Here is a 15,820-nt window from a genome sequence, read left to right as displayed (position 1 = left end):
CAGTAGGTGACAGGCAAGAAGCGGTAAGTTAGTTCTAGTTTGAAAGTTGAGGCACAGATGAAACGCAAAGTCACCAAGGCGGTCTTTCCCGTAGCCGGATTAGGAACCAGATTCCTTCCGGCCACCAAGTCCATACCGAAGGAAATTATGACCTTGGTGGATCGCCCTTTGATCCAATACGCGATTGACGAAGCGCGAGCCGCTGGCATCAAGGAGTTCATCTTCGTGACCTCGCGCGGAAAAGGCGCGTTGGAAGACTATTTTGACCACGCGCCGGAGCTTGAAAGTTCTCTGCGCAAGAAGGGCAAAAAAGATCTTCTCAAGACCTTGAAGAACACCAACATGGACAGCGGCGCGATTGCCTATATCCGCCAGCATAAAGCCCTCGGGCTTGGACACGCGGTTTGGTGCGCGCGCCGTTTGATTGCGAATGAACCATTCGCTGTGATCCTGCCAGACGACGTAATCGCGGCAGAAAAGTCCTGCTTGCAGCAAATGACAGAAGCCTATGCCGAGACCGGCGGCTGCATGGTTGCCGCAATGGAGGTCCCGCATGAAAAGGCGTCTGCATATGGCGTGCTCGATGTGAAGGAAGACATGGGTTCGATGGTGTCCGTTCGCGGCATGGTCGAAAAACCCGCCGTCGACGAAGCGCCATCAAATCTGGCGGTGATCGGACGATACATCCTGACGCCGCAGGTTTTGCATAATCTCACAAAGATGAAGCAAGGCGCGGGCGGTGAGATCCAACTGACCGACGCGATCGCGCAAGAGATTGAGGCGGATCGTGACGTATATGGCTATCGCTTCCGAGGGCAGCGCTTTGATTGCGGATCCAAGGCAGGGTACCTGCAGGCGACCGTCGCGTTTGGCCTGACCCGCCCCGAATTGCGCGACGAATTTGAGGGCTACCTTGACGAGATGGCATCGCTGCGCAAAGCAGCCGAATAATCTGGGGCAAATACTGGTATGAAAACTGTTCTGGTCACAGGGGGCGCAGGCTATATCGGTTCGCATGCGTGCAAGGTCCTGGCCAAGGCCGGCTTTCTGCCCGTGACTTTCGACAATCTCGATACCGGATGGGAGCAGGCCGTAAAGTTTGGCCCCTTCGAAAAGGGCGACCTTCAGGATCGCAGCAGGTTAGACACTGTATTTGCCAAACACCAACCCGTTGCGGTGATGCATTTTGCGGCGCTGAGTCAGGTTGGTGAATCCATGGATAACCCCGGCCTGTACTGGCGTAACAATGTGTTGGGGTCATTGAATCTGGTCGAAGCAGCAATCGCCGCAGGGTGCAGGAAGTTCGTGTTCTCCTCCACCTGCGCGACCTATGGCGAACAAGATGGGGTCGCATTGACCGAAGACAGCCCGCAAGCGCCTCTCAATGCCTACGGTGCTTCAAAACGGGCCATTGAAGACATATTGGACAATTTTAGCGCCAGCCACGGGTTGGAACACGTGACCTTTCGCTACTTCAACGTCGCCGGCGCAGATCCCGAAGGAGACGTTGGTGAATTCCACCAACCCGAGACGCATCTGATCCCGTTGGTGATGGACGCGATAGATGGCAAGCGGGATGCGCTGACCGTCTACGGCACCGATTATGATACGCCGGACGGCACGTGTATTAGGGACTATGTGCATGTGATGGATTTGGTCGATGCCCATATTTTGGGTCTGAATTGGTTGTTGGAAGGCAAAGGCAACGCGGTCTTCAATCTTGGAACCGGGACAGGGTTCTCGGTGAGGGAGGTGATCGACAGCAGCCGCACCATCACCAACAAGTCGGTTCCTGTCGTGGAAGGCGCCCGTCGGGCTGGGGACGCGACCAAGCTTGTATCGGGAAGTGCTGCCGCACGTGACCTGCTGGGGTGGGACCCGAAACGGTCAACGATGGAGGCAATGGTAAGCGATGCATGGCGCTGGCACCAAAACGGCCATTACGACCGCTAGGGATTTTCCTGCGATCATCGACATCACCCGTCTGACCAGCCGTGTCGGTCGCGGCCCCTACACCGGGGTGGATAGGGTTGAGCTGGCATATCTGGAATGGTGTCTGGCGACCGATCCTGACCTGTTTGGCCTGGCCAAACTGTCCGACGGTTTTGTTTTGCTGGATAGGGGTGGCCTGTCGGCGTTCCACCAGAAGCTGACGGGGCAGGTGGTCTGGGGCAAGCGCGACCTGCGGGCCTTGGTGGGGCTCAAGACCCCGGCCCCGCGCGGCGCCGCGGAATCTGATCTCAGACGGCTGGCATTGAGAAAATTCAGCGACATACCTGCGGCCTTCCGGAATTTTGTGCCCAAGGGCTGCCGATATCTCAATATCGGGCATTCCAATCTGTCCGAACGGGTCCTTGCTGGATTTGCCCGGGCAGATATTGCCCCGGTTGTCTTCCTGCACGATGTGATCCCTGTTGAATTTCCCCAGTTCCAGAGGGCGGGGACGGCCCAGGCCTTTTTAAAGAAGCTTGTGGCGATGAAGGAACATGCTCATTGCATCATAACCAATTCGCAGGACTCCTTAGCCAAGGCGCGTGCTGCTTTGGACGGGCGCGATCGGGGAATGCATTTTGCACATCTTGGCATCGATGTTCCAGACAACATCATGGACGTTTCACGCCTTAATAGACCCTATTTCGTCACTCTGGGCACGATTGAGCCACGCAAGAACCACGCGTTGCTCTTGGACGTATGGCAAGAATTGGAGGATCACTTATCCGAAGAAATTATGCCGGATCTTTACATCATCGGGCAGCGTGGATGGGAAAACGTTGATGTGATCACAAAACTTGAAGTCCTCAAGGATCACCCCCGCATACATGAGCATAACACTATGTCGGATGCGGATATGTGGCCGCTCGTCGCCGGTTCCCATGGATTGCTTTTTCCAAGCCATGCGGAAGGATTTGGCCTGCCCTCGCTAGAGGCCGCCGCGCTGAATGTCCCGGTCGTCTGTGGCGATCTTGCCATCCATCGTGAGCTGTTGGGGGACTACCCCGTTTACGCAAACGTAAATGACCGATATCTTTGGCAAAAAACTATAATAGAGCAGGCAGAGAAAAGGCTGGAAGACCTCCGCGACGCGTGCGCGAAGAACACGCCGCATATACCAACATGGGACGAGCACTTTGTTCGCGTTAACGGCGCGGTCATGGGCTCGACTTAACGTGCGGACAAGGGCTTTTCGGCTGGGACAACCATGGGCGTTCTGAAATCATATCGGTTGCGGCTTGAAAGACGCCGTTGGAGGGCCAGGGCCTTTCGCAAAAGGCGTGAACTTACGTCCAAACGCAACCGGACGCAGCAGATCGGGAAGAACGACATTCTGCTGTTTTGCACGTTGCGAAACGAACGGATCAGGCTGCCATTCTTCCTGAAATACTACCGAGACCTTGGCGTCGATCATTTCTTCTTTGTCGATAACGGCTCGGATGACGGAACGGGCGCATATCTGGAACAGCAGATGGATGTGTCTGTTTTCTACAGCCAGGAAGGGTACAAGCGCGCCCGCTTTGGTGTCGATTGGCTAAATTGGCTGCAAATGCGGTACGCCCACGGCCATTGGTCGCTGACCGTCGATGTTGACGAATTCTTTATCTACCCGTTTTGCGATACCCGGCCGATCCGAGCGTTGACCGACTGGCTGGACGCATCTTCGATCAAGTCGTTCGGCACGATGTTGCTGGACATGTATCCCAAGGGCCCAATCGACAGCGTCAAATACGAAGAGGGGCAGGACCCGTTTGAAGTGGCGCACTGGTTCGACAGCGGCAATTACACGATCCAGAAAAACAGCCGTTATGGCAATTTGTGGATACAAGGCGGCCCGCGTGCGCGTGCGTTCTTCTACGAGAACGCAGAACGCGCCCCGGCAATGAACAAGATCCCGCTGGTGAAATGGAACCGCGCTTACGCTTACGTCAGTTCAACTCATATGCTGCTGCCGCGCGGGTTGAACCTTGTCTATGATGAATGGGGCGGGGAGAAGACTTCGGGCTGTTTGTTGCACGCCAAGTTCCTCGACACGTTCAAAGCCAAGTCGGCCGAAGAGCTGGAGCGCAAACAGCACTTCGCCAACAGCCACGAATACAAAGCCTATAACGAAGGCATGGCGGTAAATCCCGACCTTTGGTGCCAATGGTCCGAGAAGTACATAAACTGGCGGCAGCTTGAAATTCTCGGTCTCATGTCGAAAGGGAACTGGGCATGAGCGTCGGCTTCATCATGTTGGTGCACGAAGCGCTGGACCGGGCGGCGCAAACGGCGCGCCATTTCCATGACAGCGGAAAGCCGGTTGTCATCCATGTTGACAAGCGCGTCTCAGAGGACGACTTCGAATGGTTCCGAAAGAAGCTTGCCGACTGCAAAGACATCCGGTTTTCGGAGCGTCACGCCTGCGAGTGGGGCAACTGGTCCATTGTCGGGGCAAGCCAAACCGCATGTGAATTGATGTTGTCGGAGTTCAAGCACGTCCGGCATGTCTACCTGTCAAGCGGCTCTTGTCTGCCATTGCGGCCGCTGGACGAGCTGCAAACCTACCTTGATGAACGCCCACGTACCGACTTCATCGAATCCGTCACCACCGACGAGGTGGACTGGACTGTTGGCGGGCTGGATCAGGAACGATTCACCTTGCGATTCCCATTTTCCTGGAAACGCCACCGGCGGTTGTTTGATGCCTATGTCGACCTGCAACGCCGGCTGAAATTCAAACGCAAGATACCGGAGGAGCTAACGCCTCATTTGGGGTCGCAATGGTGGTGCCTGACACGGCAAACTCTGTCCGCCATTCTGGAAGACCCCCGGCGCGAGGAATTTGACCGATACTTCAAGCGAGTCTGGATTCCTGACGAAAGCTATTTTCAGACCCTGGCAAGGCTCTATTCCACCCAAATCGAGAGCCGATCTTTGACGCTGTCCAAGTTTGACTTCCAGGGCAAACCGCATGTGTTCTACGACGATCACATCCAGCTGCTGCGGCGGTCGGACTGTTTTGTGGCACGCAAAATTTGGCCACAAGCGGAACGATTGTACCGCGACTTTCTTGCGCCTGCGGACCGGGCTTTGCAGAAGGTGGAACCCAACCCGCTGAAGATTGACCGCCTGTTTAGCCGCGCAACGGAACGCCGGACGCGGGGCCGGGCGGGTCTTTACATGCAGGGACGCTACCCGAATGACGGCTGGGAAAATGGCAAGACGGCCGGGCGCTATTCGGTCTTTGAGGGCTTTGATGACCTCTTTGAGGATTTTGACGCCTGGTTGGCGCGGCGGACCGGCAACCGTGTTCACAAACATCTATTTGCGAAAGACCGCGTGCGGTTTGCGGGCGACGTAGACGTTTTTAATGGCGCGCTGTCCGATAGCGCGGCTTTGCGCGATTACAACCCGCGGGGTTTCGTCACCAATCTGACCTGGAATACACGCGGGGAACATCAGTGCTTCTTGTTTGGGCCCAACGACACCCAGGCTGTCGGCGAGTTTTTGGCGTCTGACCGAAATGCCCAAATCTCGATCATCACTGGCGCTTGGGCGATTCCGCTGTTTCATTCGAATCGAAATTTTGCCGAGCTGCGCAAGGAGGCCGCGTTTCTGCAACGGGTTGAGGCCGCGCATCTTGATCTGCTGCGCACAGGGCAAACGAAGGCCCGTATCAGCATTTGGAGCCTTGCGGAATTCATCGAGGACCCGATGGAGAAACTGCAACTTATCCTCGATGAGCTGGGCGGAGGGGCGCAGCGACGTTTGACCGAGGTGCCGCAAATGGCGAACTTGGCCGGGTTCGGGCAGTTTCTGCAGAACCTCAAGAACCAAGGCATGAGCCCGCATTTGATGGGCGATTTCCCGATCATTGAGGGTGAGAAACGGCAAGAGGGCGGCCAGCGGCCGTATTTGGTCAAGTAGATGGAATTTGAATATTTCGTTGTTTTCGCAGAGATGCGGACAGGGTCTAATTTTCTCGAAGCCAGCCTCAACGGGTTTGAGGATCTGCAGTGCTACGGAGAAATCTACAATCCGCATTTCGTGGGCCATCACAACAAAGACGAACTGTTCGGCATTGACCTTGCGCAACGAGAGACGGCGCCGATCGCGCTGATTGAACGGATCAAAAGCAATACGGACGGGATTGGCGGGTTTCGGTTTTTTAACGACCACGACCCGCGCGTCATGGCGCATGTTCTGGCTGACCCAAAATGCGCGAAGATCGTGCTGACGCGGAACCCGCTCGACAGCTATGTGTCGCTGAAAATTGCAGCGCAGACGGGGCAGTGGAAATTGTCTGATGTCAAGCAGCGCCGCTCGGCAAAAGTGACCTTCGATGAAGCGGAATTTCTGCGCCAACTGGCAGACAAACGGGATTTTCAGCTCGACATTTTGCGGGGCATTCAGACCAGCGGACAAACAGCGTTTTACATATCCTATGAGGATATTGGCGACACCGGGGTACTGAACGGAATTGCGCAGTTTATTGGGTCAAAGCATCAGATTGACGCCGCCGCGAAATCGACCAAGAAACAGAACCCCAGCGACCTTGAAGACAAGGTCACGAACTACGACGAGATGGTGAAGGCGCTTGCCTCCATCGACCATTTTGGATTGTCCGATACGCCCAATTTCGAACCGCGGCGCGGGCCTGGGGTGCCGGGTTTCTACACGGCAAGCAGGGCGCCATTGCTTTACATTCCTATCCGGTCCGGACCGCATGGTCAGGCCTTGGATTGGTTGGCCGGGGTCGATGCTGTCGGCGTAGATGCCCTTCAAACGGGGTTGTCGCAAAAGGACCTTCGGCAGTGGAAGAAGCAGCATCCCGGCCACCGGGCGTTCAGCATTCTGCGTCACCCGCTGGCGCGGGCACATCACGTGTTTTGCCAATATGTAGTGCCGAAGGAAGACAATAACTTTCAGGACCCGCGCCGCATTATGCGCAACAAATACGGTGTGTCCGTCCCCAAGAATGGCGATCTTAGCGGGTACAGCAAGGACGACCACAAGGTCGCATTCATCAACTTTCTGAAATTCCTGAAGGGGAACCTGGCGGGGCAAACCAGCGTGCGGATTGATGCCGTCTGGGCCTCTCAGTCATCTCTGCTGGAGGCAGCGGCTGTGGTCGCGTTGCCGGATGTCTTGATCCGCGAGGACCAGGCCGCTTTGCAGCTTTCGCGCTTGGCAGAAGACCTTGGATTGTCGGGTGGCGGGTACCAACCTGCCGCAGCGGATACCCCCTTTGGCCTTGCTGACATTTATGATGCGCAGCTGGAAAAGCTTTGCTTCCAGACGTATCGCAAAGACTACATCAGCTTCGGATTTGGTGACTGGTCGGCTTAGGCCGCCTGGCTGCCTTCCGAATCGGTCAGGATCGTGAACAGCGTCGACGCGTCGTCATTGGCGCGCAGTTTGGCGCAGACCTGAGACACCCGCATAGTGCGGGACACGAGCGCGAGCGCTTTCAGGTGCTCAACACCTGCATCCGGCGGGGCAAGCAGGCAGAAGAACAGGTCAACCGGTTGACGGTCGGCGGAATCAAAATCGACGGCTTTGTCCAACCGCAAGAACACCGCCACGACCGTGTCGAGCGAATCCAAACGGGCATGGGGCAGGGCAACGCCCTGGCCGACACCAGTCGGCCCAAGGCTTTCGCGATCTTGCAGCGCGTCGAAGACTTCAGACGCAGGAAGGCCGTGGCTGGATTCGGCAAGATCTGCCAATTCCTGAAACAGCCGTTTCTTGCTGGAAATAGAAGCTACGCTTCTCACCGAACTCGGTTGAAGTATGTCTACAATTTGCATGACCGCTCTCAAACGCAGCCGAATGGCCGCTAGTTACTGCTTGAAGGATCAACCCAACCGATGTTGCCGTCGTCGCGTTTGTAGACGACGTTGATCCCTTTGTTTCCCTCGTTGCGGAACACCAGCACTGGAGCTTCCGCCAATTCCATTTGCATAACAGCTTCGCCGACCGAAAGCGATGGTATCTTGGACTCCATTTCCGCCACGATAATGGGCTGAAGGGTCTCCGGCTCGCTATCGTCCGACTCAGCAGTTCCGGCGAGGATATAGGAGGAAGCTTCGAAAAGTTCAACAGGTTGCGACCGCTCTTTGTGATGGTCCTTCAGGCGCCTTTTGTAGCGCCGCAATTGCTTGTCCATTTTTTCAGAACAGCTATCAAAAGCGGCGTAAATCTCGGTCTCATGGGCTTTGGCCTGCGTCGTCAAACCTGTGCTCAGATGAACCGTCGCTTCGCACACATATTCATGTGCATGTTTGGAGAAAACCACCGTCGCGTCGGTCGGGCGTCCGGCGTATTTCCCAAGCATTTCAGCCAGTTCGCTTTCCACATGGGTTTGGAGTGCTACCCCGATATCGATCTGTTTGCCGCTGATTTGATAGCGCATTGCGTCTCCTTCAATATGTGGCGGAACAGACCCGCTGGGTGCGGGCCAATCCTGACGATTTGGTTAATCGACGACATGCGCCCGAAGTATTGGGGCGATTCCGCAGGGCCACATTGTGAGGCGTGACCAAAACCAAAGAGGTTTGCGATGTCATCCTATGTATTTGGCGTCAGGATGTAGGGGTCTGTCAACTGAGTCTTTGCTTACGTTCGAGGGGCATCGGCGGGTTAACGCCCTAAATTTGCTTCAAAATCTCAGGAAATGCGGAAGTTTTGGCCCAGGTAAACCCGGCGCACATTTTCGTCCTTTACCACTTCATCCGTGGTGCCGCTCATCAACACATGGCCATCATGCAGGATGTAGGCGCGGTCCACGATCTCAAGCGTTTCGCGTACGTTGTGGTCGGTGATCAGCACGCCGATTCCCCGCTTCTTGAGATCCGCAACCAGCGATCTGATTTCGCCGACTGCAATTGGATCGACACCGGCAAACGGTTCATCCAACAGCAGGTATTTGGGGTCAGCCGCCAAACAGCGGGCGATTTCCGCGCGGCGACGTTCGCCGCCAGAAAGGGACAGGGCAGGGGCCCGGCGCAGGTGTCCGATCGAGAATTCGTTCAGCAGCTCTTCCAGCCGTTCGCGGCGTTTGGTCCGGTTTTTGATGGAGATTTCGAGGATGGCAAGAATGTTGTCCTCGACGCTCAGCCCGCGAAAAATCGACATTTCCTGTGGCAGGTAACCAATGCCCATTTTGGCGCGCCGGTACATCGGTAGCAGCGTAACATCCTGCCCATCGATGGTGACCGTCCCCGCCTCGGGCGTGACCAGCCCGGCGATGGAATAGAAACAGGTCGTTTTGCCGGAACCATTTGGTCCCAACAAAGCGACAACCTCGCCACGTGCCAGATCGAGCGACACGTCCCGGATCACCGGGCGCCGCTTATAGTTTTTGCGCAGCCCGACGATTTTCAGGCCGGATGACCCGTCGGTCACCTGCAGATTTGGCCCGTCTGCCATCAGTTACCGCCCGTCTGAAAGATCGTTTTGACGCGGCCGGACATCCGGCCTTTGCCGGTGTTCAGGTCGACCGTCAGCTTTTCACCCGACAGCGCGTTGACGCCTTGCGTCAGGATCACGTCGCCGGTCATCACGATCTCGGCGCCGCTTACCGAATAGACCGCGTTCTGGGCCTCAGCCGCTTCGGCGCCATTGACCAAGGTCACGCCGCCTGAGGCGATCAGCTGATCAATGTCGCCTGTCGCCTGGCCGTCCACCACGGCGTATTGCACCTGCACGCGGGCCGCGCTGAGCCGCATTTCGCCCTGACCGGCAACAACATTGCCAATGAACACTGCGGAGCCGGTGCCTTGGTCAACCGTCAGTTCGTCCGCTGTGATTTCGACAGGAAGCGACGCGTCGTGCTGCAAGCCGCCAAACGCAACCGTCGCCCCTTGGGCGAGCAATGCAGAGCTGGCGCAGATAGCGAGAACAAGGCCCAACACAGGCCGCAACACATGTCTCATGACACCCCCTAATCTTTCGGATCGTATATCAGTTTAACGCCCTGCTTGAAAACAAGAACCTGTGAGCCGTTTTCACCGGACAATTCCATTGCGCCCGCTTCCAGAGTTCCAGCCGGTCCGGTGCCCGTCACCATGCCCGGCGACACCAATCCGGTTACGGCCAGATCGGCAACCAAAGCATCGGTGTTTAGCTGATAGCCAGTTGACGTGTTTATGCGGACCCTACCCATCAGATCGAGCGTGTCGGTGGTGCCGTCATACAAAGCATCATCCGACAGAACCATGAACTGCGTGCCGCCCTGAGTTTCTATGTCCGCCATCACATTTTTGGCGGATAGCCGTCGAGGGTTCGTCAGGTCGGGTTTCGCAGATTCGGCCGTCACGGTGATCGTCGATCCATCGGAGGTGACCCCAGAAAATTTCGGGGCAGCAAGGCTCTGTTCCCGCGCAATTTCTTCCGCGCCTTCGAAGATCGGGATGGCTCCCTCTATGTCGACGCTCTTGGAGAACAGGAACATTGTCGACAACAGCCCCAAAGCAAGCAACGGCAACGCGATTTTCGCAAATTGCACGAAGCGGGAATAGGGGTTGTTCGCGACGGCCATGCTACGCCACCCCGGCCCGCAGACAGTCGTGAATATGCAGCAGACCCATCGGCGCCGTTGCCGTGCCGTTTTCGGTCACGAACAGGCATGTGATTTTCCGGTCGTTCATGATGCTGACCGCCGCATCGGCAAGCGAGTCCGGCGTTATCGTTTGAGGCGCTGCGGTCATCACGGTCTCTGCGGTTTGGTCGAGCAACCCGTCCATGTGGCGGCGCAGGTCGCCATCGGTGATGATGCCCGCCAAATGTCCGTCCGCGTCGGTTACCGCGACGACGCCAAACCCTTTTTGGCTGATTTCAAGGAGCGCCTCGGACATCGGCGTATCAAGGCTGACCATCGGTAAGGCGCTGCCCGAATGCATCAGGTCGCCAACCTTCGACAGCTTGGCCCCCAACTTGCCGCCCGGGTGGAAGTCGCGGAAATGCTCTGGCGTGAACCCGCGCAGCTGCATCAAGGTGATTGCCAATGCGTCGCCCATCGCCAGCGTCATGGTCGTCGAGATGGTTGGCACCACACCATAGCCGCAAGCTTCGCCCAGTTGGGGGATCAGCAGGCAGATGTCGGATTGGGTGGCGAGGGTACCGTCGATACGGCTGGTGATGGCAATCAGCGGAATATTGAAACGTCGGGTATAGGCCAGAAGGTTGGAAAGCTCGGGCGCCTCGCCAGAGTTTGACAGCGCGAGCACCACATCCGTTTTGCCGATCATCCCAAGGTCGCCATGACTGGCCTCGGCCGGGTGCACAAAATGGGCCGGTGTCCCGGTGGACGCCAGCGTCGCCGCAATCTTGTTTGCGATGTGGCCTGATTTGCCCATGCCGGTGACAATCACGCGGCCCTGGCAGGTCTGGATGCGATCCACAGCTTCGGCGAAGCTGCCATCGATCGATTGGGCAAGCTTGGTCAGCGCGTCGGCCTCGTCGGTGATGACGCGGCGGGCGGATTGGATCGGTGTGTCCATTTGGGTCTTGGTGGTCACGTGTTTCAACATGCCCCTTACTTAGTGCGCGAAGATGTCAATTTCAGGCCAACCGGCCAAATCCAGCCGAGCGCGCATCGGCAGGAAGTCAAAACACGCCTGCGCAATCTCGGTGCGGCCCTCGCGTTCCAGCATCACGTTCAGCTTCTCGCGCAGCTCGTGCAGGTACAAAACATCAGACGCCGCGTAGTCCAATTGCGCGTCGGTCAGGCTCTTGGCGCCCCAGTCGCTAGACTGCTGCTGTTTGGAGATATCCTTGTTCATCAACTCCTGAAGCAGATTTTTCAGCCCATGCCGGTCCGTGTAGGTACGCACCAGCTTTGACGCGATCTTGGTGCAATAAACAGGCGCGGTGACGGTTCCAAACGTATTCAGCATGGCCGCGATATCAAAGCGCCCAAAGTGAAACAGTTTCAGGACATTCGGATCCGCCAACATCTTGCTTAGGTTCGGGGCCTCCGTCTGGCCCTGTTGCACCTGGATCATGTGGGCATTGCCGTCGCCGCCAGACATCTGGATCACGCATAGCCGATCCCGATGTGGATTGAGCCCCATGGTTTCGCAATCTATGGCCACGATAGGCCCAAGGTCCAAGCCGTCCGGCAAGTCGCCGATATAGAGATGATTTGCCACGATAAAGTCCTGTGTATGGGTTGGAGTTGGCAATACGTGCTTTGGCAGGATTTTTCAACAAAGCCCGATGAGGCGACCCTGCCGGCGGCGATGGAGGTTGGCCCAGTGTTGTTTCCCAAACGGTTCAGCTTGGACGAATGTCGTGCAGGCACAGGTTTATTTATGGATTGGCCCCGAATGTAATCAACAATATGAATACCTATGACCTTTGATCAAATAAAGACGTTCTTGTGGGTTGCGAGGCTTGGGGGCTTTCGCAAAGCGGCGGAGCGTCTGCATCTGTCCCAGCCCGCGGTGTCGACGCGCATATCCAACTTGGAAGATGAGCTGCGCGTCCCGCTTTTCGAACGTGGCCCCGGCACCCTTGTGCTCACGAAGCATGGCACATTGCTTCTGTCCTATGCGGAACAGATGCTGTTCGTCGAAGAAGAGATCAAGCAGCGTGTGGCAAATCCGTCCGAGGCAGAGGGGCTGTTTCGCGTAGGCGCGTCGGAGACGATTGCACAAGCCTGGTTGCCGGAGTTCCTGAAAGCGTTCAGCGAGCAATATCCTCGCGTGAACCTTGATTTGACGGTCGATATTTCGCTCAACCTGCGGGCCTCCCTTTTGGAGCGGCGGCTGGATCTGGTCTTTCTGATGGGCCCTGTTTCGGAATTCACCGTCGAAAACGTGGCCCTGCCGCCGTTCGATTTGCATTGGTACCGCTCGACCCAAAATCCGGAAACTGATCTTAGCGCCATTCCGGTCATTTCATATTCCAGCAAGACCCGACCCCACCGCGAGCTGATGTCGGAATTGTCCCGCCGCATTGGGCCTCAGGTGCGGGTCTATGCGTCGGCGTCTTTGTCGGCCAGTTTGAAGATGATCGCGGCGGGAATCGCCGTTGGCCCCTATCCCCGCGCCCTGGCAGACGATTACCTGCGCTCCGGCCAAATTGTCGAGTTCGACCCCGGGTTCAAACCCACATCGTTGGAGTTCACGGCGTCTTACCTGTCGGAACCGCGCAGCTTTCTTGTTGAAAACAGCGCAGAAATTGCGCGGGACGTGGCGGTGCAGTGGGAAGCTTCTCACCCTAGGTAGATCGCCAAAATCTATCACTCCTGATATAAAATGATAATTTGAATAAATTGCAGCATCTGTGGAATGGTTTTCCCAGACCACAAGAGGCTGCCGCCATGACGACCCAGACCACATCTTACGCCGATCTAACAGGCGCGTCCGCCGAGCAGGTTCGCGCATCTATTCGGTCTGGATCATATGCGGGGCATACCGCCGGCCTTGCCGCAGGAAAGCTTCAATGCAACCTCGCAATTCTCCCTGAGCGGTTTGCGTTGGACTTCTTGCGGTTCTGCCAGCGCAACCCCAAGCCCTGCCCGGTGGTTGGTGTGGGTGATAGCGGCGACCCGAGCCTGCCGACGCTTGGCCGCGACATCGATATCCGAACTGACGTCTCAAGGTATCGCGTCTTCAAAGACGGCGTGCTTGCGGAAGAGGTCAGCGATATTTCCGCTCTCTGGAGCGACGACTTCGTCACCGTTGCCCTGGGCTGCTCCTTCACGTTTGAAAATGCGCTTCTGCGCAATGACATCCCCGTCCGCCATATCGAAACGGGCCGCAACGTCCCTATGTTCCGGTCCAACATCGACCTGACACCGGCAGGGCCGTTTGGCGGCAAAATGGTCGTCACAATGCGGCCCATCCCGGAACATCAGGTAGACGAAGCCCACAAAATCAGCGCCCGGTTTCCGCAGGCCCACGGTGCGCCCATTGGCATTGGCGACCCCACTGAGATTGGCATCAATGACCTGTCCAGCCCCGATTGGGGTGATGCAGTCGAAATCAAACCGGGCGAGGTCCCTGTCTATTGGGCCTGCGGCGTCACTCCGCAAAACGTGCTGCTCGATGCCAAGCTGCCGCTATGCATCACCCATTCTCCCGGCCACATGCTGATCGCGGACGTGGCCGAAGATGCCGAAACGCCCATTCTTCCGACCCCATAACAAAAACGACCAACAAGGAGACTAACGATGAAAAAAGTAACAACGGCCCTCGCAGCCCTCACCTTCAGCGCAAGCGCCGCCTTCGCAGATGACCCTGTCGTTCTGAGCGCCGTGGGCACATGGTCCAGCCTGACGAACTTCCAAAAGCACGAAGAACCCTTCTTCAATTCCCGCCTCAACGAAGCCTCCGGCGGTGCCATCGTCGGCAAGATCCAGTCACAATCCGGTCTCGGCCTGAAGGGCTTTGAGATTATGCGCCTTGTGAAGAACGGCGTGTTCGATTTCGCCTTCGGCCTGCCTGGCTACGTCGCGGCAGAGAACGCGATCTTTGAGGGCGCAGACCTGTCGTCACTGACCCAAGACATCGACACGCAGCGCAAAGTTTCGGAAGCTTACTATCCCACTTTGGAAACTGCATTCGCCGACATCTACAACGCCAAGCTCCTGATGCTGTACCCGTTTCCCAGCCAAACCCTGTGGTGCAATGGCGAGGTGAACGGCATCGCAGACCTGGACGGCAAGAAAATCCGTGTCTACTCCACCACCTTGGGTGATTTCGTCGAAGGCGTCGGCGGCACGTCCGTCACCGTGTCCTTCTCCGAAGTGATCCCGGCGCTGGAAAAGGGCGTCGTTGACTGCGCAATCACCGGCACCATGTCCGCCTACACCGCCAAGTGGAACCAAGTCGCCACCCACGCCTACACATTGCGCGTCGGTTGGGGCCTCGCGTTTGGGGCGATGAACATGGACAAGTGGAACAGCCTGTCAGCCGAACAGCAATCGCTGCTCCAGACTGAAATCGCGACCTTGAACGACGCGATGTGGGCCGAGACAGCGACTGAGGATGACGTGGCCATCTCTTGTATCACAGGCGGCGATTGTTCCGTCGGCGAACCGGGATCTATGACCTTGGTCGAGCCATCTGAAGCGGACCTAAAACTCCGCGACACCATCGCAACGGATGTGGTTCTGGCCCGCTGGGCGGAACGCTGCGGGGCCGAGTGTGCGGCCAACTGGAACGAGACCGTGGGTCCGATCCTCGGCCTGACCGCTGCAGCGAAGTAAACGACCCGGGCGGCGGGGCACTCTCGCCGCTCAACCCTCCCTCCTCGCACAGGACGAACCGATGTTAGAGCGACTGCTAACCAACACACGCACCCTCAGCTTGTGGCTGACATGGATTGGCGGGACATTGATTGTCCTATCGGCATTCCTCGTCACGGCGGAAGTCTTCCTGCGCAAGTTGTTCAACCTGTCCATCGGCGGGGCGGATGAAATTTCTGGCTATGCCTTTGGCGTCGCGACCGCACTGGCGCTGTCCTACGCGTTGTTTGAGCGCGCGCATATCAGGGTCGACGCGCTCTTAGGGGCGATCCCCAAAGTGCTGCACGGGGCAATAAACCTGCTGGGAATGCTGCTGCTGGTCAGCTTTGCCTTGGTTATCGTCTACAACGTCTGGTCGATGGTCGGCGACACGCTGTCGAACGGGTCGCGGTCGATCACGCCGATGCGCGTCCCGCTGGCCATCCCGCAAATACCGTGGCTGCTGGGCTGGGCCTTCTTTGTCTTCTCTGGTCTGCTGCTGTGCCTTGTGGCGCTGAGGCGCATGGCCAAGGGCGATCACGCAGGCACGCAGGACCTGATCGGGGTCAAATCCCTCGACGAGCAAATTCAAGACGAAACGGTGTAAAC

The 15,820-nt window shown here is 57.1% G+C and carries 17 protein-coding genes; 10 read left to right on the top strand and 7 right to left on the bottom strand.

The window, feature by feature from the left end; all coding sequences use genetic code 11:
* Positions 1-57: 57 nt before the first annotated feature.
* The 6 genes from galU to Q0899_RS13390 are packed head-to-tail and all read left to right on the top strand — an operon-like array spanning position 58 to position 7,323.
* On the top strand, positions 58-951 hold the full coding sequence (galU, locus tag Q0899_RS13415; protein ID WP_298294767.1) for a UTP--glucose-1-phosphate uridylyltransferase GalU: 894 nt from the start codon (positions 58-60) through the stop codon (positions 949-951).
* Positions 952-969: 18 nt separating this feature from the next.
* On the top strand, positions 970-1,953 hold the full coding sequence (gene galE, locus Q0899_RS13410; RefSeq protein WP_299193387.1) for a UDP-glucose 4-epimerase GalE: 984 nt from the start codon (positions 970-972) through the stop codon (positions 1,951-1,953).
* Positions 1,913-3,166 (top strand): glycosyltransferase, encoded by a 1,254-nt coding sequence (locus Q0899_RS13405; RefSeq protein WP_299193385.1) that lies wholly within the window; start codon positions 1,913-1,915, stop codon positions 3,164-3,166. Before galE ends, Q0899_RS13405 begins: the two co-directional genes overlap by 41 nt.
* Before the next feature lie 33 nt (positions 3,167-3,199).
* Entirely contained in the window at positions 3,200-4,210 is a 1,011-nt protein-coding gene (locus Q0899_RS13400; protein WP_298294761.1) for a glycosyltransferase family 2 protein, read from the top strand.
* Positions 4,207-5,901, top strand: a complete 1,695-nt coding sequence (locus tag Q0899_RS13395) for a beta-1,6-N-acetylglucosaminyltransferase (RefSeq protein WP_298294759.1) — start codon at positions 4,207-4,209, stop codon at positions 5,899-5,901. The genes Q0899_RS13400 and Q0899_RS13395 overlap by 4 nt, the downstream gene beginning before the upstream one ends.
* Complete coding sequence (locus Q0899_RS13390; RefSeq protein ID WP_299193382.1) at positions 5,902-7,323, top strand: nodulation protein NodH; 1,422 nt, start codon at positions 5,902-5,904, stop codon at positions 7,321-7,323.
* Here Q0899_RS13390 and Q0899_RS13385 read toward each other — a convergent pair.
* From Q0899_RS13385 to Q0899_RS13355, 7 genes are all read right to left on the bottom strand, one after another.
* Positions 7,320-7,784 (bottom strand): PTS sugar transporter subunit IIA, encoded by a 465-nt coding sequence (locus Q0899_RS13385; RefSeq protein ID WP_298294754.1) that lies wholly within the window; start codon positions 7,782-7,784, stop codon positions 7,320-7,322. The genes Q0899_RS13390 and Q0899_RS13385 overlap by 4 nt on opposite strands.
* Positions 7,785-7,813: 29 nt before the next feature.
* Positions 7,814-8,389 carry a ribosome-associated translation inhibitor RaiA gene (raiA, locus tag Q0899_RS13380; protein WP_298294752.1) on the bottom strand — a complete coding sequence of 192 codons (576 nt, stop codon included), beginning with the start codon at positions 8,387-8,389 and terminating at the stop codon, positions 7,814-7,816.
* Between the two features lie 254 nt (positions 8,390-8,643).
* Positions 8,644-9,405: an LPS export ABC transporter ATP-binding protein gene (lptB, locus tag Q0899_RS13375; RefSeq protein ID WP_298294750.1), complete on the bottom strand. Its 762-nt coding sequence runs from the start codon at positions 9,403-9,405 to the stop codon at positions 8,644-8,646.
* Positions 9,405-9,911, bottom strand: coding sequence for an LptA/OstA family protein (locus Q0899_RS13370; protein WP_298294748.1), 507 nt, complete (start codon positions 9,909-9,911; stop codon positions 9,405-9,407). Before Q0899_RS13370 ends, lptB begins: the two co-directional genes overlap by 1 nt.
* A gap of 8 nt (positions 9,912-9,919) precedes the next feature.
* Complete coding sequence (locus Q0899_RS13365; RefSeq protein WP_298361004.1) at positions 9,920-10,516, bottom strand: hypothetical protein; 597 nt, start codon at positions 10,514-10,516, stop codon at positions 9,920-9,922.
* Between the two features lies 1 nt (position 10,517).
* Positions 10,518-11,507, bottom strand: coding sequence for a KpsF/GutQ family sugar-phosphate isomerase (locus tag Q0899_RS13360; protein ID WP_299193378.1), 990 nt, complete (start codon positions 11,505-11,507; stop codon positions 10,518-10,520).
* 9 nt (positions 11,508-11,516) lie between these two features.
* Entirely contained in the window at positions 11,517-12,128 is a 612-nt protein-coding gene (locus tag Q0899_RS13355; protein ID WP_298294742.1) for a ribonuclease D, read from the bottom strand.
* 201 nt (positions 12,129-12,329) lie between these two features.
* On the opposite strand from Q0899_RS13355, the gene Q0899_RS13350 reads away from it, so the two are divergent.
* The 4 genes from Q0899_RS13350 to Q0899_RS13335 all read left to right on the top strand — a co-directional run bounded on the left by Q0899_RS13350 (position 12,330) and on the right by Q0899_RS13335 (position 15,818).
* Positions 12,330-13,208: a LysR family transcriptional regulator gene (locus tag Q0899_RS13350; protein WP_299193376.1), complete on the top strand. Its 879-nt coding sequence runs from the start codon at positions 12,330-12,332 to the stop codon at positions 13,206-13,208.
* Positions 13,209-13,303: 95 nt separating this feature from the next.
* Positions 13,304-14,128: a putative hydro-lyase gene (locus Q0899_RS13345; protein WP_299193374.1), complete on the top strand. Its 825-nt coding sequence runs from the start codon at positions 13,304-13,306 to the stop codon at positions 14,126-14,128.
* Positions 14,129-14,155: 27 nt separating this feature from the next.
* Positions 14,156-15,193, top strand: a complete 1,038-nt coding sequence (locus Q0899_RS13340; RefSeq protein WP_298360995.1) for a TRAP transporter substrate-binding protein — start codon at positions 14,156-14,158, stop codon at positions 15,191-15,193.
* Between the two features lie 61 nt (positions 15,194-15,254).
* Positions 15,255-15,818, top strand: coding sequence for a TRAP transporter small permease subunit (locus Q0899_RS13335; RefSeq protein WP_299193371.1), 564 nt, complete (start codon positions 15,255-15,257; stop codon positions 15,816-15,818).
* The last annotated feature ends 2 nt before the right edge of the window (positions 15,819-15,820 follow it).

Source organism: uncultured Litoreibacter sp. (genome assembly GCF_947501785.1).
Lineage (GTDB): Bacteria > Pseudomonadota > Alphaproteobacteria > Rhodobacterales > Rhodobacteraceae > Litoreibacter.
Note: the sequence above shows the minus strand (reverse complement) of the source record. Positions and strands in the feature narration are given on the sequence as shown.